This window comes from Stenotrophomonas sp. YJH_SMC_17, assembly GCF_059371655.1.
In genome coordinates this window covers 1-22,781 of the sequence record NZ_JCAFUU010000011.1, presented here as the reverse complement: position 1 = coordinate 22,781, position 22,781 = coordinate 1, and the positions used below count along the sequence as shown (strand labels likewise).

The 22,781-nt window shown below is 67.6% G+C and carries 21 protein-coding genes; 10 read left to right on the top strand and 11 right to left on the bottom strand.

Translation table 11 applies throughout. From position 1 onward, the window contains the following. Positions 1–45: 45 nt before the first annotated feature. From AC5P8Z_RS19155 to AC5P8Z_RS19145, 3 genes are read right to left on the bottom strand one after another with little or no spacing between them, the layout of a single operon-like run. On the bottom strand, positions 46–300 hold the full coding sequence (locus AC5P8Z_RS19155; protein ID WP_286071849.1) for a DUF6587 family protein: 255 nt from the start codon (positions 298–300) through the stop codon (positions 46–48). Then, entirely contained in the window at positions 300–2,165 is a 1,866-nt protein-coding gene (gene feoB / locus AC5P8Z_RS19150; protein WP_495229775.1) for a ferrous iron transport protein B, read from the bottom strand. Before feoB ends, AC5P8Z_RS19155 begins: the two co-directional genes overlap by 1 nt. Further along, positions 2,162–2,416 carry a FeoA family protein gene (locus AC5P8Z_RS19145; protein ID WP_286071847.1) on the bottom strand — a complete coding sequence of 85 codons (255 nt, stop codon included), beginning with the start codon at positions 2,414–2,416 and terminating at the stop codon, positions 2,162–2,164. The genes feoB and AC5P8Z_RS19145 overlap by 4 nt, the downstream gene beginning before the upstream one ends. 119 nt (positions 2,417–2,535) lie before the next feature. Between AC5P8Z_RS19145 and AC5P8Z_RS19140 the strand changes: the two genes are divergently transcribed. The 5 genes from AC5P8Z_RS19140 (at position 2,536) to yeiP (ending at position 6,108) form a co-directional block, all read left to right on the top strand. After that, positions 2,536–3,324: an enoyl-CoA hydratase/isomerase family protein gene (locus AC5P8Z_RS19140; protein ID WP_286071846.1), complete on the top strand. Its 789-nt coding sequence runs from the start codon at positions 2,536–2,538 to the stop codon at positions 3,322–3,324. A gap of 2 nt (positions 3,325–3,326) precedes the next feature. Further along, on the top strand, positions 3,327–3,728 hold the full coding sequence (locus tag AC5P8Z_RS19135) for a VOC family protein (RefSeq protein ID WP_286071845.1): 402 nt from the start codon (positions 3,327–3,329) through the stop codon (positions 3,726–3,728). Then, complete coding sequence (locus AC5P8Z_RS19130) at positions 3,725–4,621, top strand: hydroxymethylglutaryl-CoA lyase (RefSeq protein WP_495229774.1); 897 nt, start codon at positions 3,725–3,727, stop codon at positions 4,619–4,621. The genes AC5P8Z_RS19135 and AC5P8Z_RS19130 overlap by 4 nt, the downstream gene beginning before the upstream one ends. A gap of 100 nt (positions 4,622–4,721) precedes the next feature. Next, positions 4,722–5,492 (top strand): SDR family oxidoreductase, encoded by a 771-nt coding sequence (locus tag AC5P8Z_RS19125; RefSeq protein WP_295568111.1) that lies wholly within the window; start codon positions 4,722–4,724, stop codon positions 5,490–5,492. Between the two features lie 49 nt (positions 5,493–5,541). Continuing rightward, on the top strand, positions 5,542–6,108 hold the full coding sequence (yeiP, locus tag AC5P8Z_RS19120; protein ID WP_005409468.1) for an elongation factor P-like protein YeiP: 567 nt from the start codon (positions 5,542–5,544) through the stop codon (positions 6,106–6,108). A gap of 162 nt (positions 6,109–6,270) precedes the next feature. On the opposite strand, the gene AC5P8Z_RS19115 is transcribed toward yeiP, so the two are convergent. The 4 genes from AC5P8Z_RS19115 to AC5P8Z_RS19100 all read right to left on the bottom strand — a co-directional run bounded on the left by AC5P8Z_RS19115 (position 6,271) and on the right by AC5P8Z_RS19100 (position 11,745). Continuing rightward, positions 6,271–6,957, bottom strand: a complete 687-nt coding sequence (locus tag AC5P8Z_RS19115; protein WP_495229773.1) for a COG3650 family protein — start codon at positions 6,955–6,957, stop codon at positions 6,271–6,273. An 83-nt stretch (positions 6,958–7,040) separates the two neighbouring features. Continuing rightward, positions 7,041–7,433 (bottom strand): nuclear transport factor 2 family protein, encoded by a 393-nt coding sequence (locus AC5P8Z_RS19110; RefSeq protein WP_495229772.1) that lies wholly within the window; start codon positions 7,431–7,433, stop codon positions 7,041–7,043. Further along, positions 7,414–10,563, bottom strand: a complete 3,150-nt coding sequence (locus AC5P8Z_RS19105; RefSeq protein ID WP_495229771.1) for a multidrug efflux RND transporter permease subunit — start codon at positions 10,561–10,563, stop codon at positions 7,414–7,416. The genes AC5P8Z_RS19110 and AC5P8Z_RS19105 overlap by 20 nt, the downstream gene beginning before the upstream one ends. Before the next feature lie 36 nt (positions 10,564–10,599). Beyond that, positions 10,600–11,745, bottom strand: coding sequence for an efflux RND transporter periplasmic adaptor subunit (locus AC5P8Z_RS19100; protein ID WP_286071839.1), 1,146 nt, complete (start codon positions 11,743–11,745; stop codon positions 10,600–10,602). Between the two features lie 129 nt (positions 11,746–11,874). On the opposite strand from AC5P8Z_RS19100, the gene AC5P8Z_RS19095 reads away from it, so the two are divergent. Both AC5P8Z_RS19095 and AC5P8Z_RS19090 read left to right on the top strand, forming a co-directional pair. Next, positions 11,875–12,591, top strand: a complete 717-nt coding sequence (locus AC5P8Z_RS19095; protein ID WP_495229770.1) for a response regulator — start codon at positions 11,875–11,877, stop codon at positions 12,589–12,591. Further along, positions 12,591–13,667, top strand: a complete 1,077-nt coding sequence (locus AC5P8Z_RS19090; RefSeq protein WP_495229769.1) for an ATP-binding protein — start codon at positions 12,591–12,593, stop codon at positions 13,665–13,667. The genes AC5P8Z_RS19095 and AC5P8Z_RS19090 overlap by 1 nt, the downstream gene beginning before the upstream one ends. Here AC5P8Z_RS19090 and AC5P8Z_RS19085 read toward each other — a convergent pair. The 3 genes from AC5P8Z_RS19085 to AC5P8Z_RS19075 form a co-directional block, all read right to left on the bottom strand. Next, complete coding sequence (locus tag AC5P8Z_RS19085) at positions 13,645–15,498, bottom strand: DUF7844 domain-containing protein (protein ID WP_495229768.1); 1,854 nt, start codon at positions 15,496–15,498, stop codon at positions 13,645–13,647. The genes AC5P8Z_RS19090 and AC5P8Z_RS19085 overlap by 23 nt on opposite strands. Before the next feature lie 10 nt (positions 15,499–15,508). Further along, positions 15,509–15,808 (bottom strand): DUF2388 domain-containing protein, encoded by a 300-nt coding sequence (locus tag AC5P8Z_RS19080; RefSeq protein WP_014037036.1) that lies wholly within the window; start codon positions 15,806–15,808, stop codon positions 15,509–15,511. 62 nt (positions 15,809–15,870) lie between these two features. Then, entirely contained in the window at positions 15,871–17,259 is a 1,389-nt protein-coding gene (locus AC5P8Z_RS19075; protein WP_495229767.1) for an FAD-binding oxidoreductase, read from the bottom strand. A 169-nt stretch (positions 17,260–17,428) separates the two neighbouring features. Between AC5P8Z_RS19075 and serA the strand changes: the two genes are divergently transcribed. Then, complete coding sequence (gene serA, locus AC5P8Z_RS19070) at positions 17,429–18,670, top strand: phosphoglycerate dehydrogenase (protein ID WP_133934543.1); 1,242 nt, start codon at positions 17,429–17,431, stop codon at positions 18,668–18,670. Positions 18,671–18,764: 94 nt separating this feature from the next. On the opposite strand, the gene AC5P8Z_RS19065 is transcribed toward serA, so the two are convergent. Next, positions 18,765–19,334, bottom strand: coding sequence for an NUDIX hydrolase (locus AC5P8Z_RS19065; RefSeq protein WP_295568095.1), 570 nt, complete (start codon positions 19,332–19,334; stop codon positions 18,765–18,767). Positions 19,335–19,512: 178 nt separating this feature from the next. Here AC5P8Z_RS19065 and AC5P8Z_RS19060 point away from each other — a divergent pair, with 178 nt between their 5' ends. Next, positions 19,513–20,988, top strand: a complete 1,476-nt coding sequence (locus AC5P8Z_RS19060; protein WP_049434985.1) for an amino acid permease — start codon at positions 19,513–19,515, stop codon at positions 20,986–20,988. Between the two features lie 82 nt (positions 20,989–21,070). Beyond that, positions 21,071–22,498: an amino acid permease gene (locus AC5P8Z_RS19055; protein ID WP_286075758.1), complete on the top strand. Its 1,428-nt coding sequence runs from the start codon at positions 21,071–21,073 to the stop codon at positions 22,496–22,498. Positions 22,499–22,781: the final 283 nt, after the last annotated feature.

The following is a 22,781-nucleotide window of genomic DNA, read 5'->3' as shown; positions in this document are numbered from 1 at the left end:
CCCACAGGACGAAGGTTGGCACCCACCGGGGCAGGAAAAGCAGCGTCAGTGCTGCTTCGGCGGAGTCGGCCCGCAGCTGTCGCAACCGCCACAGGCACCAGCACCGCCGCTGGCCGGCGGCGCGATCTTCCGCCCCAGCGCCTGCAGCCACGCGGCACGGCCCGGCTTCAACAGCGCCAAGGCCAGCACCCCGCGCAGCGTGCGCACGGTGCCCGGGAACTGCTTCTTCAGCACCACCCAGGCACTGACCAGCACGGCCACCGCGATGATCAGGTACTGGATCAGCAGGCCGCTATCCATCAGCCGCCCCCCAGCGCTTTGGTCACCTGGTAGGTGATCAGCGCGGCCACATAGGCCGCCGCGAACAGGTAGAACGCGGCGAACCCCATCTGCTTCCACGAGTTGGTCTCGCGCTTGATGGTGGCCAGCGTCGAGATGCACATAGGTGCGTAGATGTACCAGACCAGCAGCGACAGCGCGGTGGCCAGCGACCAGCCATCGCTGATCAGCGGTGTCAGTGCCTGGCTGGCGGCATCGTCGTCGGCGGCCGACAGCGCATACACGGTGGCCAGCGACGACACCGCCACCTCACGCGCGGCAAGGCCCGGAATCAGCGCGATGCAGATCTGCCAGTTGAAGCCCAGTGGCGCGAAGAACACGGCCATCGTATGGCCGATCCGGCCCGCGTAGCTGTAGTCGATCGCCGGCAGGGTGGCATCGGCCGGGGCCGCCGGGAACGACAGCAGCACCCACAGCAGGATGGTCAGCGCCAGGATGATGCCGCCGACGCGCTTGAGGAAGATCATGCCGCGCTCATACAGGCCCACCGCCAGGTCACGCACATGCGGCAGGCGGTACGACGGCAGCTCCAGCATCAGCGGGTGCTCGCTCTTGTCGCGACGCCACTTCTTCATGATCCACGACATCGCCAGCGCACTGAGAATGCCCGCCGCGTACAGACCGAACAGCACCAGGCCCTGCTGGTTGAACACGCCCCACACCGTCTTCTGCGGAATGAACGCGCCGATCAGCAGCGCGTACACCGGCAGGCGCGCCGAGCAGGTCATCAGCGGCGCGACCAGGATCGTGGCCAGGCGGTCACGCGGATCCTGGATGCTGCGGGTGGACATGATGCCCGGCACCGCGCAGGCGAAGCTGGACAGCAGCGGGATGAACGAGCGGCCGGACAGGCCGGCGGCGGCCATCATCCGGTCCAGCAGGAACGCCGCGCGCGGCAGGTAGCCGGATTCCTCCAGCACCAGGATGAAGAAGAACAGGATCAGGATCTGCGGCAGGAACACAACCACGCCGCCGACCCCGGCGATGATGCCGTCGGTCAGCAGGCTGGCCAGCGGCCCTTCCGGCAGCACGCCGCCGACGAACTGACCGAGCCAGGCAAAGCCGGCCTCGATGCCATCCATCAGCGGCGTGGCCCAGGCGTACACCGCCTGGAAGATCAGGAACATCACCACCGCCAGGCTGATCAGCCCGAACACCGGGTGCAGCAGCCAGCGGTCCAGCGCGTCATCGATCTTTGCGGTGCGTGCCGGCATGCGCACGGCCACCGACAGGATCTGGCGCACCTTGGCGTGGTAGTCGATGCCGCCTTCCGGGCCCGGCACTGGTGCATCCAGGTGCGGCACCATCGCATCGAGGCGCTCGACCAGGGCCTTGGCGCCCTGCTTGCGCACCGCCACGGTCTCCACCACCGGCACGCCCAGCTCGCGCTCCAGCGCGGCCACGTCCACCTGGATGCCGCGGCGCTGGGCCGCGTCAACCATGTTCAGCGCCACCACCATCGGCTTGCCCAGCTCGCGCAGTTCCAGCGCGAAACGCAGGTGCAGGCGCAGGTTGGTGGCATCGATCACGCACAGCAGCACATCCGGCGCCGCTTCGCCCGGGTAGAAACCCCGGCACAGGTCGCGCGTGATCGCCTCGTCCAGGCTGGCCGGCTGCAGGCTGTAGGCGCCCGGCAGATCGAGCACGGCGAATTCGCGGCCGGACGGCGCACGCAGGCGGCCTTCCTTGCGCTCGACGGTGACACCGGTGTAGTTGGCGACCTTCTGCCGGCTGCCGGTCAGCTGGTTGAACAGTGCGGTCTTGCCGCTGTTCGGGTTACCAACCAGCGCGACGCGCAAGGGGGCGGTGGAGGCAGTCGGGGTCATGCACGTCGCTCCTGGCTGGCGGCGTCGACAACAACGCGCTTGGCTTCAGTGATCCGCAGTGCGAACCGGGTGAACCCGACCTGCACCAGCAGCGGCTCCCCACCGACCGGGCCCTTGGCCACCAGGCGCACTTCCTCGCCCTTCACGAAACCCAGCTCGCGCAGGCGACGGGCGATGGCATCGTTGGCATGCAGGTCCTGCACGGACTCGACCACGGCCGAGGTGTGCAGCGGCAGTTCGGACAGCGTCATCTAGCGTGTTCTCTGCTGGATGTAAATGGTTCTCGATTCTAACATTCCCGCGTCGCGTCATGGCCCATGACCAATGGCCCGCTATGATCCATACAGGTATGGAGTGACCCTGGAATCCCATGAACGATGCTTTGCAGATCGAGCGCCGTGGCGCCGTCCTCACCCTCTGGCTGAACCGGCCGGAGCTGCACAACGCCTTTGACGCCGGCCTGATCGCCCGCCTCACCGCCGCGCTTGAGGCCGCCGGCCGCGAAGATTCGGTGCGCGCGGTGGTACTGGCCGGCCATGGCGCCTCCTTCTCGGCCGGTGCCGACATGCAATGGATGCGCGGCATGGCTGCAGCCAGCGAGGCCGACAACCGCGAGGACTCGCTGGCCCTGGCACGGTTGATGCGCACCCTGGACGAGCTGCCCAAGCCGACCCTCGCCCGGGTCCACGGCGCGGCCTTCGGTGGCGGCGTCGGCCTGGTCGCCTGCTGCGACATCGCCATTGCCAGTACCTCGGCCCGCTTCGGCCTGACCGAAAGCCGCCTCGGCCTGCTGCCGGCGGTCATCTCGCCCTACGTGATCGAGGCCATCGGCCCGCGCCAGGCCCGCCGCTGGTTCGCCACCGGCGAGCACTTCGACGCCGATACCGCGCTGCGCATCGGCCTGGTCCACCAGCTGGTCGAGCCCGAACGCCTGGACGAAGCACTGGAACGCCAGCTCGCCCTGCTCGACAAGGCCGGCCCGATCGCCTCGTCCACCGCCAAGCAGCTGGTGCGGCAGGTCCGCGACAGCCATGACCGCGACGCGCTGGATCGGGACAATGCTGCCCTGATCGCGCGCCTGCGGGTGTCCGCCGAGGGGCAGGAAGGCCTGGGCGCCTTCCTCGACAAGCGCGCACCGCACTGGGTCACGGAAGCCTGAACATGCTCGATCATCTTGGTTTGACCAGCGCCGACCTGGCGCGCAGCAAGACCTTCTTCCTGCAGGCGCTGGCGCCGCTGCAGATCGGCGTGGTGATGGAAGTGACTGCCGAACAGACCGGCGACCACGACCACATCGGCTTCGGCAGCAACGCCAAGCCGTTCTTCTGGCTCGGCAATGGCGGCACCGCCAGCCACGGGGTGCATGTGGCCTTCGCCTGCACCAGCCGTGCGCAGGTGGATGCCTTCCATGCCGCCGCGCTCGCCGCCGGCGGCCGCGACAACGGCGCCCCTGGCCTGCGACCGTGGTACCACCCGGACTACTACGCCGCCTTCGTGCTCGACCCGGACGGCAACAACATCGAGGCGGTCTGCCACCGCCCTGCCAATGGGGCAACCGCATGAGCGACTACGTCCGCATCGTCGAGGTCGGCCCGCGTGACGGCCTCCAGAACGAGAAGCAGTCGGTGTCCACCTCCGACAAGATCGAACTGATCAACCGCCTGTCCGGCACCGGCCTGCGCAGCATCGAGGCGACGAGTTTCGTCAGCCCGAAGTGGATCCCGCAGCTGGCCGATGCCGCCGAGGTCTATGCCGGCATCCAGCGCCGACCCGGCATCCACTACCCGGTGCTGGTGCCGAACGAGCAGGGCTACGACCGTGCCCGTGCGGTGGGCGTGGAAGAAGTGGCGGTGTTCACCGCGGCCTCCGAAGCGTTCAATCGCACCAACACCAATGCCGGCATCGATGAATCGCTGGCGCGGTTCGAACCGATCCTGCGCCGTGCCGCCGCCGATGGCGTGCGCGTGCGCGGCTACGTGTCCACCGTGCTCGGCTGCCCCTACCAGGGCGATGTGCCGCTGGCCGACGTGGTGCGCGTGGCGCGCGCCCTGCACCACATGGGCTGTTACGAAATCTCGCTGGGCGACACCATCGGCGTCGGCACCCCGCGCAAGGCGCGGGCGATGCTGCAGGCAGTGGCGGCCGAGATTCCGATGTCGGCACTGGCCGTGCACTTCCACGACACCTACGGCCAGGCCATCGCCAACATCGCCACCTGCCTGGAAGAAGGCGTGCGCGTGGTCGACAGCGCGGTCTCGGGCGCCGGTGGCTGCCCGTATGCGAAGGGCGCCAGCGGCAACGTCGCCAGCGAAGACGTGGTCTACCTGCTGCAGGGCCTGGGCCTGGACAGCGGCGTGGACCTGCCGGCCCTGGCCGAGACCGGGCGCTGGCTGGCCGGCCTGCTCGGCCGCGCGACTGCCAGCCGCACCGGCCAGGCGCTGGCCGCCGCCGGTTGACGGCGGCGCTGCGCCGCCCTTGCCGGGCGGCGCAGTGCACAACGGCGACGGTCCCGGCTTCCGTTAGAATCGGCGGTTCTCGAACCTGCAGGACCGTTCAATGCAGCTGTCTTCCGTACGTGCCGTGATCACTGGCGGCGTCTCCGGCCTCGGCCTGGCTGTGGCCCAGCACCTCGTCGCCCAGGGCGGCAAGGTGGCCCTGTTCGACCTCAACGACGACAAGGGCGCTGCCGCCGTCGCCGGACTGGGCGACGACAAGGCCCGCTACTTCAACGTCAACGTCAGCGATGAGGCGGCGGTAATCGCGGCCATCGACCAGGCCCACGATTTCCTCGGCGGCCTCAACGTGGCGATGAACTGCGCCGGCATCCTCGGCGCCGGTCGCGTGCTGGGCAAAGAAGGCCCGATGCCGCTGGCCGGTTTCCAGAGCACGGTGATGGTCAACCTGATCGGCAGCTTCAACGTCGCCAAGGCCGCAGCCAACCGCATGCAGCACAACGAATCCGGCACCGACGGCGAGCGCGGCGTGATCATCAACACCGCAAGCATCGCCGCCTATGAAGGCCAGATCGGCCAGGCCGCGTATGCCGCCAGCAAGGGCGGCGTGGTCTCGATGACGCTGCCGATGGCGCGCGAACTGTCGCGCTTCGGCATCCGCGTCAATACGATTGCGCCCGGCGTGTTCTGGACGCCCATGGTCGACGGCATGCCCGAGTCCGTACAGCAGTCGCTGGCCGCCTCGATCCCGTTCCCGTCGCGCCTGGGCAAGCCGGAAGACTTCGCCAGCCTGGTCGGCTTCATCCTCGGCAACACCTACCTCAACGGCGAGACCATCCGCCTGGACGGCGCTACCCGCCTCGCTCCGAAGTGATTCCCGCCGGGCGCCGGGACGGCGCCCTCCCCCAACGACCTAGATCATCATGAAAGCCAACGACATCAAGAAGGGCAACGTCGTCGAGTACAACAACGGCGTGTACCAGATCCGCGACATCGAGCGCAGCTCGCCGCAGGGTCGCGGCGGCAACGTCCGCTTCCGCTTCATCATGTACAGCGTGCCGGGCGGCAACAAGCTCGACGCCAGCTTCGATGCCGACGACAACCTGGTCGAGGTCGAACTGCTGCGCCGCCAGTCCACCTATTCGTACAAGGACGGCGACGCGTTCGTGTTCCTCGATGACGAGGACTACACCCCCTACACCCTGGACGCGGACGTGATCGGCGACGACGCGGGCTACATCACCGACGGCCTGACCGGCATCTACGTGCAGGTCATCGACGAGCAGCCGGTGGCGATCCAGCTGCCGGCCTCGGTGGTGCTGGAAGTGATCGAGACCCCGCCGGAACTGAAGGGTGGCACCGCCACCAAGCGCCCGAAGCCGGCCAAGCTCAACACCGGCATCGAGATCATGGTGCCGGAGTACATTGTCAACGGCGAACGCGTGCTGGTGAACACCGCCACCGGCGAATTCGCTGGCCGCGCCGACTAAGCGCCTTGCGCTGATCGCCTGCCTGTCCCTGCCTGCGGCGTGTTCGCCGCCGGCAGCGGACGGATCATCGGTGGCAGCGGATGTGTAGAGCCGAGCCCACGCTCGGCTGCTGTGGGTTGGACAGGTACTGCAGCCGAGCGTGGGCTCGGCTCTACAGGTAACTTACGGCTGCTTCGCGCCGAAGTTGCCACAGCCATGGTACTGGCGTGTGCCCACGGTCAGCATCGCCTTGGCCTCGAAGGCTTCACCGCTCATGTCATCCTGGCAGGTAGTGCGCTGGAAGCTGAGCTTGACGTCGGTGCCATCGGACGCCTTGCCACTCCAGCCATCGGCACCTTCGGTGGGCTTGGCCACGTCGAAGCGGCGCTCGCCATAGTCGACTTCCACCTGCAGGCCCGGCGCGTCTCCATCGACGACCGCCAGCCAGCCCGGCTCGTTACCGGAGGCACGGAACGCAGCAGTGCCCGCACTCCCATCACCTTCAGTGGCATCCACCGCGTGGCACTCGCGGTCCGCCTCGCCCTTCAGGCTGAGCAGGCCATCATCGCTGCCCTTGGTCCAGAAACTGTTGCCCTTGCCATCAGCGTATTTCGCACCCGAAGCGGCACGTTCGGAGGTCATCGCGAACGTGCGATCGCCGATCACCACCGTAGCCGCGTCCTCGCCGTTGAAGGTCGCGCGCACGCTCAGGTCACCGCACTGGAACGCGGTTGCGCTGCCAGTGCTGGCCTCCGGTTGCGGTGTGGGCGGCGCGGTGTCATTGCCACCCGCAACAGGCGGCTGGGCGGGTTGGCACGCGGCCAGGACAAACCCGAGCGAGGCTGCCAACAGACTGGGAACTACACGCATGGCTCGACTCCTTGTCGACACTACTAAGATCATCGACCCTACCACCTGCCGGTGAGCGGGGCCTGAAAGGGGCCTGACCGCGCTCACGCGGCCAGCACCGCCATCGACAGCAGCTGTGCGCCACTGTCGCCGGAACTGCGGGTCCATACGCGCAGCAGGCGCAGTTCCAGTTCGCGCTCCTGGCCCTGCCCGCGCAGCGACAAACGCACGTCGCTGGACAGCAATGCCAGACGCCCGCACAGCAGCGTTTCCACTGCGCACGTCTGCAGGCTCCTCACCTGCACTTTCCCGGCCAGCCAGTCGCCCAGCCATGGCAGATCGAGCATGCGTCCACCCTGCCCGTCCATCATGAACAATGCCGGCGATACCAGCGCGGCCAACGCATCGTGGTCATTTTTCAGCAGCGCAGCGCACAGGCGCTGCTCCAGCGCCATCAACTGTTGCTCATGCAGATCTTCAACGATGTTCCGTTCCATCCACGGTTCCTTCCGGCATCGGCCGGCGCCTGCGCAGGCGCTGCGCGATCCACTGCCGCGCGCCCTGCACCACTACATAGAAGACCGGCACGAAGAACACGGCCAGCACGGTCGCACTGACCATGCCGCCGAACACCCCGGTTCCGATCGCCTGCTGGGTTTCCTTCGACGCGCCCTGCGCCAGCATCAACGGCACCACGCCCAGCGCGAACGCCAGCGAGGTCATCACGATCGGCCGCAGGCGCAGCCGCGCCGCCTCCCGTGCCGCTTCGACCAGGCCGCGCCCCTGCTGCTGCAGTTGGCGCGCGAATTCGACGATGAGGATCGCGTTCTTCGCCGACAGCCCGATCACGGTGATCATGCCGACCTTGAAGAACACGTCGTTGGGCATGCCGCGCAACAGCACCGCAGCCACCGCGCCGAGCAGGCCCAACGGCACCACCAGCATCACCGCCAGCGGAATCGACCAGCTCTCGTACAGCGCCGCCAGCACCAGGAACACCACCAGCATCGACAGCAGCAGCAGCCACGGCGCCTGCGCGCCCGACTCGCGCTCCTGCAGCGACTGGCTGGTCCACTGCAAGGCAAATCCGGACGGCAGCTTCTGAGCCAACCGCTCCATCTCCGCCATGGCCTGGCCGGTCGACACGCCGGAGGCCGGTGCGCCGGACAGGTTCAGCGCTGGGAAGCCGAGGTAGCGCTGCAGCTGCAGCGGCGCTTGGGTCCAGTGCGGCGTCACCAGTTCGGACAGTGCCACCATCCCGCCTTCGCTGTTGCGCACATACAGCTTCAGCACGTCCTCCAGCTCCATCCGGTGCGGCGCATCGGCCTGCAGGATCACCTGCTGCAACCGGCCCTTGTTGGGGAAGTCGTTGACATACTGCGAACCCATCGCTGCCGACAACGTGCTGCTGATGTGCTCGAAACCCACGCCCATCGCCTCGGCCTTGGCGCGGTCGATGTCCAGCCGCACGCTGGTGCCGGCCGGCAGGCCATCGGCATGCACCTCCGACAGCAGCGGGCTGGCCTCGGCCAGTTTCAGCAGCTGCTGCAGTGCTGCGCGCAGTTCGGCCTGGCTCTGGCCGGTACGCGCCTGAAGCGCCAGCGAAAAGCCGGAGGAACGACCCAGGCTGTCGATGGCCGGCGGCATCACGCTCATCACCTCGCCTTCGGCAATCGTGGCCATCGCCTTCTGCGCGGCCTCGACCTCTCCGGCCGCGGTGGCGCCGGCGCGCTCGCCCCAGTCTTTCAGCATGGTGTAGGTCAGCGCTGCGCTCGGCCCCGAACCGGAGAAGCTGTAGCCCAGGATCGCCTGGTTGGAACCGATGCCCGGGCGCGAGGCCACATGACGTTCGTAAGCTTCAACCACCGCCAGCGTGCGTTCGGCGGTGGCTTCGGCCGGCAACTGGATCGAGGTCATGAAGTAACCCTGGTCCTCTTCCGGCAGGAACGCGCCCGGCAGCCAGTGCAGGCCCAGCAGCAGTGCCGCCACCAGCGCGGCGAACACGCCCATCACCCTCCCGCTCCGCTGCAGCACCGACGCCACACCACGCTGGTAGCGCCCGGTCATTTTCTCGAAGCCCCGGTTGAAGGCACCGAACAGCCCGCCACGACCGTGATGGCCCTCGGTGTTCGCGCGCAGCAGGGTCGCGCACAGCGCCGGGGTCAGGCTCAATGCCAGCAGCGCCGAGAACAGGATCGACACCGCCATCGCCACGGTGAACTGGCGGTAGATCGCGCCCACCGAACCGCTGGCGAATGCCATCGGAATGAAGACCGCGGTCAGCACCAGGGTGATGCCGATCACCGCACCGGTCAGCTCGCGCATCGCCTTGATGGTCGCTTCGCGGGGTGGCAGGCGTTCCTCGGCCATGATCCGCTCCACGCCTTCGACCACCACGATGGCATCGTCAACGATGATGCCGATCGCCAGCACCATGCCGAACATGGTCAGCACGTTGATCGAGAAGCCCAGCGCCAGCATCACCGCAAAGGTACCCAGCAACGCTATCGGCGCGACCAGCGCGGGAATCAGCGTGTAGCGCCAGTTCTGCAGGAACAGGTACATCACCGCGAACACCAGCAGCATCGCTTCCAGCAGCGTCTGCACCACCTTCTGGATCGAGATCTTCACGAAGGGGGCGGTGTCGAACGGAATGCTCGCCTCCACGCCGCGCGGCAGCAGCGGTGCCAGTTCGGCCATGCGCTCGCGCACGGCAGATGCGGTCCGCACCGCATTCGCGCCAGGGCGTAGCTGCACGCCGGCGGCAGTGGCCGGATGGCCGTCCTCGCGGGTGCCCCAGGCATAACTCTGTGCGCCCAGCTCGACGCGGGCGACATCGCCCAGCAGCACCCGCGACCCATCGGCGCCGGCACGCAGCACGATGGCGGCGAACTGTTCCGGCGTGGACAGCTGACCGTCGGCGCTGAGTGGCACGGTGATGCGCTGGCCCGGCACGCCGGGCGAATCGCCGATGCGTCCCGGCGAGATCTCCAGGTTCTGCTGCTCGATGGCGACCGCCACATCGCCCATGGTCAGGCCATAGCCCGTCAACCGGGTCGGGTCCAGCCACACCCGCATCGCCTGCTCGGCACCGAACAGCTGCACCCGCCCGACGCCATCGATACGGCGCAGCTCCTCGATGATGTTGCGCGCCATGAAGTCGCCCAGCGCCGCCTCACTGACGCTGGCATCCGGCGAACGCAGGCCGACCAGCATCAGGAAGCCGGAATCGGCGGCCTCCACGAACAGGCCGTTCTGGCGCACGCTGCGCGGCAGGCGCGGTTCGATCGCCTTGATCCGGTTCTGCACGTCCACCTGTGCCAGTTCCGGATCGGTGCCGGGCTTGAAGGTGGCGGTGATGGAGGCTTCGCCGGAGGTGTCCACCGACGATTCGAAGTACAGCAGGTGCTTGACGCTGGACAGCTCGCGCTCGATCAGGCCGACCACCGCATCGTTCAGCGTCTGTGGGCTGGCGCCCGGGTAGCTGGCGTAGATGCTGACGCTGGGCGGGGCGACCGCCGGGTAGCGCTCCACCGCCAGGCGCGGGATCGCCAGCACGCCGGCCAGAATGATGAAGATCGCCAGCACCCAGGCGAACACCGGGCGATCGATGAAGAAACGTGCCATGTTGGATTTCCCTGGAGAGACCGGCCCGGAGAAGGCTCAGCCCTTGCTGCCGGCCTGCACTGCACCGGCACTGGCGACCGGCATCTGCCAGTCCCGCGCATCGACCACCGCGCCTTCCTGCAGGCGTTCCTGGCCCTCGACCACCACCTTCTCGCCGGCCTTCAGGCCCGTACGCACCAGCCACTGGCGATTGACGCTGCCATCGACCTCCAACGTGCGGATCACCGCCTTGCCGTCGGCGCCGATCACCCAGGCATACGCCTGGCCGCCGGCACTGCGCAGCACGGCCTGCTGCGGCACGGTCAGTGCGCTCGCGGGGGCACCGCGCGGCACTTTCGCGCGGACGTACATGCCGGGCAACAGCTGGCGTTGCGGGTTGTCGACCAGGATGCGGAGGATCACGTCACCGGTGCGCGCATCGACATTGATGCCGGAAAACAGCAGCTGGCCGCGCTCGGACAGCGGCTTGCCGGCTGCACCGATGATCGTCACCGGCAGCTCGCCGCCGCCGGCACTGCGCTGCAGCGACTCCAGCTGTGCCGCCGGCTGCCGCACGTCCACGTAGACCTGGTCGATCTGCTGCACCACTGCCATCGGTTCGGCGTCGGCGACACCGACCAGCGCGCCTTCGGTCACCAGCGCCTGGTCGATGCGTCCGGCAATCGGTGCACTGACCGTTGCATAGCGCAGGTCGAGCTGGCGTCGTGCCAGGATCGCGCGCGCCTCGTTCACTGCCGCACGGGCCTGTTCGTACTCGGCACTGGCATCGTCGCGATGCTGCTGGCTGACCGCCTGCACGGCGGCCAGTGCATGCAGGCGCTGCGCCTGCACGCGGCTGCGGCGCAACGCGGCCTCACTGCGCTGCAGGGAGGCCAGCGCTGAATCGACATCGGCACGGAACGCGGCCGGATCGATCTGGAACAGGGCCTGGCCGGCGCTCACTTCGGCACCCTGATCGAACAGGCGGCGCTGCACGATGCCGCCGACCTGCGCACGGATCTGTGCGGTGCGAACGGCGGCGACGCGGCCGGGCAGTTCGTCGTCGCGCTGCACCACCTGCGGACCGACAGTGACCACGCTGACGCGCGGTGCCGCGTCCGGGGTGGCTTCGGGGGAGGAACAGGCCGTCATGGCCAGGGTAAGGGCCGCGATCAACGCGACCGGCGTCCTGAAGGTTCTCATTGCTGTGCACAATGCCGCGCAGGCGGCGGATAGGTTCCGAAGCGCGCAGTGTGCGTGGTGATGATGGGGTTTCGATGGAGGAACTGTGGAGATACGATGGAGGCAAGCACCTTAAGGCCCCGCCCCTGCATGCATGTCTCCCCTGCCCTCGCCGCCCTCGTCCTGATCGTCGAGGATGAGGCCGAGATCGCCGATATTCTCACTGCCTATCTGGAGCGCGAAGGACTACGGACCCTGCGTGCCGCCGATGGCCACAGCGCACTGGACCTGCACCGCAGCGCCCGCCCCGACCTGGTCCTGCTGGATGTGCAGCTGCCGCGGCTGGACGGCTGGAGCGTGCTGACCCAGCTGCGCCAGCGCGGCGAAACGCCGGTGATCATGCTGACCGCGCTGGACCAGGACCTGGACAAGCTGACCGCACTGCGGATGGGCGCCGACGACTACGTGGTCAAGCCATTCAATCCGGCCGAGGTGGCGGCACGCGTGCGAGCAGTGCTGCGGCGCACGCTGCGCGCCTCGCGCGTGGATGCCCCCAGCGCGCTGCGCGTCGGTCCGCTGCTGATCGACTCGGCCACCCATGCCGTGCACGTGGAAGGCGAGGGTTACAGCCACGAGGTGCTGCTTACCCTCACCGAGTTCAAGCTGCTGCACTGCATGGCGCTGGCACCGTCGCGCATCTTCAGCCGCAGCGAGCTGATGCACGAATGCCTTCCGGAAAGCGAAGCACTTGAGCGCACCGTCGACAGCCATGTCAGCAAGCTGCGCCGCAAGCTGGACGATGTGGGCATGGTCAATGTGCCGGCCAGCGTGCGCGGCGTCGGCTACCGGTTGATGGCCGACCGCTGATGGGCCGCCTGCGCCGCTCCGGGCTCAGCCGCCACATCATCGTCTCGATGTCGCTGATGGTGATCGGCGTCATCGTGATGATGATCCTGTCGTCCTGGCTGCTGTATGCGGTACTGGTCGAGTTCTTCCCCGGCAGCACCGAGGAGCCGGAAGGCTGGCTGCCGACCGGGCCGGAGCTGGCCTGGATGGTCGGGGTGATCCTGACCGGCCTGGCGCTGGCCATCGCCGCCTCGTTCCGTCTCGCCCATCGCATCCTGTCACCCTTGAATTCACTGGTGGACAGCGTGCGTGCGCTTGCTGGCGGCAACCTGGGCGCACGCGCCAGCGTCGAGGAGAATTCTCCGGGTGAGGTCGCGACCCTGGTCGAGGACTTCAATGCAATGGCGCGCCGCCTGCAGCACATGGAGAGCGAGCGTGCGATGTGGCATGCGGCCATCGCCCATGAACTGCGGACACCGGTGACGATCCTGCGCGGTCGCCTGCAGGGCCTGGCGGAAGGGGTATTCCAGCCCGACGAAACGCAGTTCCGCAGCCTGCTGGCCCAGGTCGAAGGCCTGTCACGCCTGATCGAGGACCTGCGAGTGCTGAGCCTGTCCGACAACGCCAGGCTGGATGTACGGCGCGCGCGCACCGATGTGGTGGCCGAAGTGCATTCGGTGATGACCCTGGTCGATCCGCAGTTCCGCGCCGCCGGCTTCGTGCTGGAACTGGAAACCAGCCGCGAGGAACACGCCGCGCACTGTGACCCGACCCGACTACGCCAGGCCCTGCTGGCACTGCTGGAGAACGCGCGCCGCTACGCCAGCCCGGGCAAGGTGAGGATTGCCGTGCATGACACGCCCGGACACGTGCAGGTGGCAATCGAAGACGAAGGTCCGGGCATCGACCCGGAACTTCACACCGACATCTTCACTCCGTTCATGCGCGCCGATGGCTCGCGCTCGCGCCAGGGCGGCGGCAGTGGACTGGGCCTGGCGGTGGTCAAGGCCATCGCCGATGCACATGGCGGCCGCGTTTACTGCACGCCCGGCAGCGCCGGCGGCAGCCGCTTCGTCATCGAGCTGCCGCGCCAGTAGCCGGCGCCGCTGCCTGCTCGCGCAGATGCACACCGAGTTCGGCCAGGTTGGCATCGATCGCATCCATCTCGTCGCGCTGCCTGGCCGGCAGCTGCTGCCGCAGCTGCACGCGCAATGCCTGCCAGGCCGGTACGGCCTGCGCACTGGCAGTGGCCACCGCCTCGGACAGCAGGGCCTGCTCGTCGCCCAGCGGCAACCCATAGCCTCTGTCCTGCAGCAGCGTCCCCGGCCGCAACCACTGCCCGCTCTGCTCCAGCAGCCCGCGCAGGCTGCGGGTTTCCGCACTGTCCGGTGCAGCCAGCAGCTGCCGCTTGAGCACGTCACGCGCGCGCAGCTCGGCGCGCCGCTGTGCGGCCTGTTCCAGCAACAGCAGACCGGCACTGGCGCGCAAGTCGCCTTTCAGCAGCCACGGTGCCCGTTGCTGTGCAGGCAGCTGCAACCAGGCACGCACATCACGGGCGGGCAAGGCCAGCTGCCCCGCTGCCACTGCGAACAGCTGCTGGTAGTGGTCGCGCGCCGAAGCAAAGTAATACCCCTGTGCCTGCGCTGCGCTGCGGTCGGCCAGCACCTGCTCGTCGAGCACGTCCAGCCGCATCAGTCGCCGCTTCAGGCCACGCGGGCTCAGCTGGGCCAACCCGGCCTCGCCCAGCCGCGGAACGCCCGCCTGCAGCAGCTTGGCCGTTTCCACGGCGCAGTTGTTGCTGATGAAGTAGTAGCGCCCGTCATAGCTCCAGTGCACCTGCGCGATGCGCTCGAGCAGGCTGGGGATTTCGCTGCGGTCCAGCTGCAGCGGCAACGACTGCAGCCCGCGCAGCTCGACCTTGGTGTACTCGTCCACCACCTGCTGCAGCGGCAGCACGAACAGCCGCGAGGGATAGCCGCCGGTCAGTCCACGCCAGTTGGAAATCTGCACGTCACCGACGAACGCGCGGAACGACAGCACGCGGTGGTACTCGAGATCAAGCCGGCAATCCGGGCCCAGGGGGCGACCCGGCTTGCAGATCACCAGCCGCAGCATGCTGTGGCCCCAGCGACTCATTGGCTGCGCACTGCCTTCGGCGAACAGGTAGTCCACCGCGTAGACGTGCGCCGGGTCGAGCTGCAGCAGCGATGCAGCGCCCTCCTCCGATTCGGCCTGCAGCAAGGGCAGCGTCGTGGAGCACTGCGGCTGCGGCAGCGACGGCGGTGTTCCGAAATGCGCCTGGTACCACTGCGCCAACGCCGGACGCCGGCAGGCGAACTCGCCGTCGAGCACGAAATGCTCGGCGTTCACCGCCAGGTATTCGGCCGGGTCTTCGAGCTCGTAGGCATCGGGACTGCGGTCACGGAACTCGTTACCGCCTCGGCCCAGATGCCAGGGCTTGCGTTGCCAGCCCGCGAGGTCGCGCCAGCGTGCGCTGCGCGACCACTTTGCGCCGCCACGGTCGGCAACGTGGGTCAGCTCGTGCACCAGGGCGCTGCGCCGCGCACGGCGGGCGCCGGGCGCACTGTCGTCCAGCAGATCGCGGCGCAGCGCGATGCCACCGGCGAAGGCACGGCCATGCACGTGGGCAGGAAGATCATCGCGCCAGGCCACCTGGACCTGTGCCGGCAATGCGCGCAGCAGGCCATCGGGCAACAGCGCCTGCACGTCGGCCAGGGCCTGGCTGGCGAGCTGCCGCTGTGCCGGATCGAGACCGGAGGGATCGAGCTCCAGGCGATCAGCTGCGTGCGCGACGTGAGCAGTCAGCAGTAGAGCCACGCCATGCGTGGCTGCTGTAACCACCCATCGGCGCCTGGCGCCCAGCCGAGCATGGCTCGGCGCTACAGAAAGCGATGACGCAGAGGTCATGCCGCCTGGATCAACGCGCCAGCAGCGCGCGGGCCAGTTCCAGATCGCTCTGCTGCTGTGCGGCGGTGCTCTGCTCGCGCAGGTGGACCAGCGCGGCCTGCAGGCGCGCGCCCCGGATCTGGCCGTCGCTGGCAACGAATGCGGCGGCATCATCGCGTGCGGCAAGCACCACCTTGTCATCACCCGAGCTGCTGCCCGAGGAGCCGGAAGACGCACCGGTGGCCGAACCGGCCGAGGTCCCGGCAAAGCTGGAAGCGAAGCCGGCCAGCGGCAGGGACAGCAGGGCAAGCAACAGAAGCGGACGGGTCATCGGTTCGAAGCCGGTTGTTGGGATGCGGGGAGCGTAGCGGGTGCGTGAAGGAATTTCCCGGCTCAGACGTCGAACAGCTTGCCGGGATTCAGCCGCGCTTGGGGATCGAACGCATGTTTGACTGCCTTCATCAGGGCGATCTCGGCTGGGCCGCGGGTACTGCCCAGGTAGCCCTTCTTGACCAGGCCGATGCCGTGTTCAGCCGAAATGCTGCCATCGAAGCGCGCCAGCACCTGCGCCAGCAGCTTGGTCACCTGCTCGCACTGCGCCACGAAATCGGCGTCGCTGGTGTCATCCGGCTTGAGCACGTTGATGTGCAGGTTGCCGTCGCCGATATGGCCGAACCACACCACATCGAAGTGCGGGTAGGCCTGCCCGATCAGTGCCTGGGTTTCGGCCAGGAACGCCGGCATCGCCGAGATCCGTACCGAGACGTCGTTCTTGTAGGGTTTGTAGCGCGCCAGCGATTCGGTGATGCCTTCGCGCAGGCGCCACAGATGGGCGGCCTGGGCATCGCTGGCACTGATCACCCCGTCGCTGACCCAGCCATTGCCCATGCAGTCCTCGAAGGCCGCCATCGCCGCCGCCTCCTGGGCCTCGTCATTGGCGGCGAATTCGGTCACCACGTAGTACGGATGCACCTCATCGAAGGGCGCCTGCGCGCCATGGGCAAGCACATGCTCCAGCGCCCGGTCGGTGAAGAACTCGAAGGCCTGCAGCTGCAGGCGCGCGCGGAACGCGGCGAACACCTGCATCAGCACTTCGAAGCTGGGCAGTGCCAGCAGCATCACGTTGCTGGCCGGCGGCGGATCGGTCAGCTTCACCGTCGCCTCGACGATCACGCCCAACGTACCTTCCGAACCAATCAGCAGCTGGCGGAAGTCATAGCCGCTGGAGTTCTTGATCAGGCCCTTGTTGAGCTCCAGCAACTCGCCGCTGGCGGTGACCACCTTCAGGCCGGCGATCCATTCACGGGTGTTGCCGTAGCGGATCACCCGGATGCCACCGGCATTGGTGGCGATGTTGCCGCCGATCGAGCAGGAACCGCGCGCGGCGAAATCGACCGGGTAGATCAGACCGTGGTCCAGCGCAGCGTTGTGCACGGCTTCCAGCGGCATGCCGGCCTGCACCACCAGCGTGCGATCGACCGCATCGTAGGCCAGCGCCTTGTTCATCCGTTCCAGGCTGAGCACCAGCTCGCCGTTGGCCGCCACCGCGCCACCGGACAGGCCGGTACGGCCGCCGGACGGCACCACCGCCACGCCATGCTCGGCACTCCAGCGCATCACCGCCTGCACTTCCTCGACCGTGGCCGGCAACGCGATCACCAGTGGCGCCGGCGTCCAGCGCCGGGTCCAGTCGCGCCCGTAATGCTCCAGGTCGGCCGGGTCGGTCTTCAGCTTCAGGCCGGGACAGGCCTGCTGCAGCGAGGCAATGCGGGAATCGGTCATGACGGTCCAGCGCGGGGCGTGAAGAACGGGCAAGCGTGCCAGCGGCACGCGCCAGCGTCCAGCCCCGCAGGCAGGCAGATAGCTACCGATGCAACCAATTGCGCACTGCACCATGGGCGTCGCGATCTGGCATAGTGATTGGCCCCTGTCCCACTGGCCGTGTTGCCCCATGTCGCCGAAGAAGACCTCGTTCCCGAAGCAGGATATCCGCGTACTGTTGCTGGAGGGGGTCAGCCAGACCGCCGTGGAGGTGTTCAGCGCCGCCGGCTACAGCCAGATCGAAGCGCACACCAAGGCGCTGCCCGAGGACGAACTGAAGGCGCGCATCGCCGAGGCGCACATCGTCGGCATCCGTTCGCGCACCCAGCTCAGCGCTGAGGTACTGGCCGAGGCCAAGCGCCTGATCGCGGTGGGCTGCTTCTGCATCGGCACCAACCAGGTCGACCTGGACGCGGCCGAGCTGGCCGGCATCCCGGTGTTCAACGCGCCCTATTCCAATACCCGCAGCGTGGCCGAGCTGGTGATCGCCGAGGCGATCATGCTGACCCGCGGCATTCCGCAGAAGAACGCCGAATGCCATCGCGGCGGCTGGTCGAAGTCGGCCAGCGGCAGCCATGAGGTGCGCGGCAAGACCCTGGGCATCATCGGCTACGGCCACATCGGCACCCAGGTCGGCGTGCTGGCCGAATCGCTGGGCATGCAGGTGATCTTCCACGACGTGGAAACCAAGCTGGCGCTGGGCAATGCCCGTGCCGCCGCCAGCCTGGACGACCTGCTGGCGCGCGCCGACATCGTCACCCTGCACGTGCCGGAAACCCCGTCCACGCAGTGGATGATCGGCAGCACCGAGCTGGCCAGGATGCGCAAGGGCGCGCACCTGATCAATGCCGCACGCGGCACCGTGGTCGACATCGATGCGCTGGATGCCGCGCTGGCCAGCGGCCACGTCGGCGGCGCCGCGCTGGACGTGTTCCCGGTCGAGCCGAAGGGCAACGGCGATATCTTCGAATCGCCGCTGACCCGCCACGACAACGTGATCCTGACCCCGCACGTGGGCGGCAGCACGCTGGAGGCGCAGGACAACATCGGTGTGGAAGTGGCGGCCAAGCTGGTGCGCTACAGCGACAACGGCAGCACCCTGTCGGCGGTCAACTTCCCGGAAGTGACCCTGCCGGAGCACGCCGACAGCCTGCGCCTGCTGCACATCCACCAGAACGTGCCGGGCGTGCTGTCCAAGGTCAACGAGATCTTCTCGCGGCACAACGTCAACATCGATGGCCAGTTCCTGCGCACCGACCCGAAGGTGGGTTACGTGGTGATCGACATCACCGCCAGCGAGGAACAGGCCGCCGCCGTGCGCGACGAACTGGCCGCGATTCCGGGCACGCTGCGCACGCGCATCCTGTATTGACGCGGACCCCGCCTTGCACTTGTAGAGCCGAGCCCATGCCCGGCTGCGGTTCCGGCCCGCATCGAGCCGAGCATCGGCTCGGCTCTGCAGGTTACTAGCGCGCCAACCACCGGCGCGCCATGCGCTGCATCGATTCGTCCGATTCCGGGTCGGCCGCGACCTCGTCCACCGGCCGCCAGGCCAGGTCCAGCGATTCCTCGCTGAGCACGAAGGCCTCGCCACCGAGTGCGCGGATCACGAAACGCACGTCGTAGTGCCAGTGTCCCGGCACGTCCTTGCGTTCCGGAATCCAGTGCTTGTCGATGTCGAAGATGGCAGGGTCTTCCAGCACCAGGCCGCTCAGGCCGGACTCCTCTTCCGCCTCCTTCAGCGCGACCCGGGCCAGGTCGCGGTCGCCGTCGGCGTGGCCGCCCAGCTGCAGCCAGCGCTGCAGCTTGCGGTGGTGGGTCAGGAGCAGGCGCTGGCCGTCGGCACTGACCAGCCAGCAGCTGGCAGTGAAGTGGCCGGCCAGCCGTTCGCGCCGGAACGGATCTTCCGGATCATCCAGCAATGTGCCGAATTCGGCAGCCAGTGCGTCGTGGGCCGGCACGCGGCGGGCATAGTCCCGCAACAGGCCACGCAGGCGATCGTCAAGCACGGCAAGGGTTTCGGCGGTCTGGCTCATGAATGGGCGGGATCAGGAACATGACTGCTCATTATCGCCGTTCATTGTTGCGATTGCGCTTGTGCGTTGGCTTCAGCTTTGGCTAAGGTACAGCGGGCCGTTCGCGCGGCCTTCACCATTCCAGGGTTGCCGGCAACGTATCGGCGGTCCACCCCATCCGATCATTAGGAAGTACTGCATGCTGAAAGCTCTGTTGAGGGTCAAGCCGGTTGAACCGGCCGGGCACGTCGATGCTGGCGAACCCATCGAAGGCAGCCTGGACGGCGAAGCCACGTTGAAACGGACCCTCACGGCTAAACACCTCATCCTGCTTGGCGTGGGTGCGGTGATCGGCGCAGGTATCTTCGTGCTGACCGGCCAGGCCGCGGCCAACCATGCCGGCCCGGCAGTCATGCTGTCGTTCGTGATTGCCGGTTTCGCCTGCGCCCTGGCGGGCCTGTGCTATGCCGAGTTCGCGGCAATGATGCCGGTCTCCGGCAGCGCCTATTCGTACTCCTACGCCACCCTCGGCGAAGGCATGGCCTGGTTCATCGGCTGGTGCCTGGTGCTGGAATACCTGTTCGCTTCGGCCTCGGTCGCGGTGGGCTGGTCGGCCTACCTGATCAGCTTCATCACCACCACGCTGCACATGCCGTTCCCGGATGCACTCAGCGCCGCGCCCATCGCCTGGACAGGCAGCGAGTTCATCGCCTCCGGCAAGCTGTTCAACCTGCCAGCGGTGCTGATCGTGGCGGCGGTGTCCGGCCTGCTCTACGTGGGCGTGACCCAGTCGGCCTTCGTCAACGCGATCATCGTGGCGATCAAGGTCACTGTCATCTGCCTGTTCATCGGCATCGGCGCGGCCCACATCGACCCGGCCAACTGGCAGCCGTTCATCCCGGAAAACACCGGCGTGCCGGGTGAGTTCGGCTGGAGCGGCGTGTTCCGTGCGGCCACCATCGTGTTCTTCGCCTACATCGGTTTCGATGCGGTCTCCACCGCCGCCGGTGAAACCAAGGACCCGCAGCGCAACATGCCGATCGGCCTGCTCGGCTCGCTGGCCGTGTGCACCATCGTCTACATCATCGTCTGCGCGGTGCTGACCGGCATGATGCCGTATCACCTGCTGGGCACCGACAAGCCGGTGGCCACCGCACTGGAACCCTACCCGACCCTGTCCTGGCTGAAGACGTTCGTGGAAATCGGCGCCATCGCCGGCCTGTCCTCGGTGGTGCTGGTGATGATGATGGGCCAGACCCGCATCGCCTACACCATTTCCCGCGACGGCCTGCTGCCGAAGTTCTTCGGCAAGGTCCACACCCGCTTCCGCACCCCGTATGTGGCCACCATCGTGGTCGGCGTGATCGCCGCCGCGCTGGCTGGCCTGGTGCCGCTGAACGTGCTGGGTGAACTGGTGTCGATGGGCACCCTGCTGGCCTTCGCCACGGTCTGCATCGGCGTGCTCGTGCTGCGCTATTCCAAGCCGGAGATCCATCGCCCGTTCCGCGTACCGATGGTGTGGATCATCTGCCCGCTGGGCGCGGCCACCTGCCTGTTCCTGTTCTGGCAGGCGTTCGTGGTGCACTGGCACCTGTTCGTGGGCTGGACGCTGCTCGGCCTGCTGATCTACCTGGGCTACGGCATCCGCAACAGCAAGCTGGCCAAGTCCCCCTGATCCGCCTACGGGCCGGCCTTGTGCCGGCCCGTCCGTTTTCCCTGCGCGCCGGTTGCGGCGCGCTTCGACAAGACCACCAGACATGTTCAAGCAACTGTGGGCCACCAAGCACCCGCACGCCGCCCATGAAGACGCCAACGGCCTGAGCCTGCGCCGCCACCTCGGCCCCTGGGGCCTGACCGCCCTGGGCATCGGCGCGGTGATCGGCGGCGGCATCTTCGTCATCACCGGCCAGGCCGCCGCCAACCACGCCGGCCCGGCGATCATGCTGTCGTTCGTGCTGGCCGCCATCTGCTGCGCTTTCTGCGCGCTGGCCTACGCCGAGTTCGCCTCGATGGTGCCGGTTTCCGGCAGCGCCTACACCTACACCTATGCCACCTTCGGCGAGCTCTCGGCCTGGTTCATCGGCTGGATGCTGGTGCTTGAATACGGCGTCTCCGCCTCGGCGGTCGCGGTCAGCTGGACCGGCTATTTCCTCAGTCTGCTCAGCCAGTTCGACATCCATCTCCCTGCCGCGCTGGTCAGTGCGCCACTGGACGCACAGCTGCGCCCGACCGGCGCGATCGCCAACCTGCCTGCTGCGGCCCTGGTGCTGCTGCTGACCTGGCTGTGCTACGTCGGCATCAGCAAGTCCTCGGCGATGAACATGGCGATGGTCGTGCTCAAGACCGGCCTGATCGTGCTGGTCATCGTGGTCGGCTGGAAATACGTGGACACCAGCAACTGGACCCCATTCATCCCGGCCAACGAAGGCCCCGGCAAGTACGGCATGGAAGGCGTGCTGCGCGGCGCGGCGATGGTGTTCTTCGCCTACATCGGCTTCGAGGCAGTGTCGGTGGCGGCGCAGGAATCGAAGAACCCGCAGCGCGACATGCCGATCGGCATGATGCTGTCACTGGTGGTCTGCACCGTGCTGTACATCGCGATGGCCGCGGTGATGACCGGCCTGGTGCCGTTCCAGCTGCTGGGCACCGACGAGCCGGTGGTGACCGCGGTGGCCGCGCATCCGCAGCTGGGTTGGCTGCGCTGGGTGGTCGAGGTCGGCGCGCTGGTCGGCCTGTCCTCCGTGGTGCTGGTGATGATCATCGGCCAGCCGCGCATCTTCATGATCATGGGCCGCGACGGCCTGCTGCCACCGGTGTTCACCAAGATCCACCCCAAGTACCGGACCCCGCACATCAACACCGTGATCACCGGCATCGGCATCGCGCTGCTGGCGGCGCTGTTCCCGCTGGACATCCTGGGCGAGCTGACCTCGATGGGCACGCTGATCGCGTTTGCCGCCGTGTGTGCCGGCGTGCTGATCCTGCGCCGTACCCAGCCGGACCTGCCGCGGCCGTTCCGCATGCCGATGGCGTGGCTGATCTGCAGCCTGGGCGTGCTGAGCTGCCTGGCGCTGCTGTCGGCGATGACGATGCACAACTGGATGCTGATGGGCGTGTGGACCTTCGTCGGCTTCGTGATCTATTTCTGCTACGGGTTCCGGCACAGCCGTTTGCGGGGCAAGTAAGGGGTTGTTTTGCAGGGCCTGCGGCCCTGCACCCGCCGGAGCAACGGCAAGAGCGGGTGTGTTGGTTTGGCGGGGAGGCATGGGTACGCGGGGGACGCCGCAAGTACGTCCCTGTAGGCTCGGCAGCCGCATCCATGCGGCTGACTGATCTGGCCCCCCGTCAGCGGACGCCAAGAAGCGATACTTTGATCGCACTTGGAGGTCCCTTATGTCCCGTCTCACCCGTCGTAGCTACACCGATGAGTTCAAGCACCAAGCCGTGGAGTTGGCCGAGTCGCTCGGG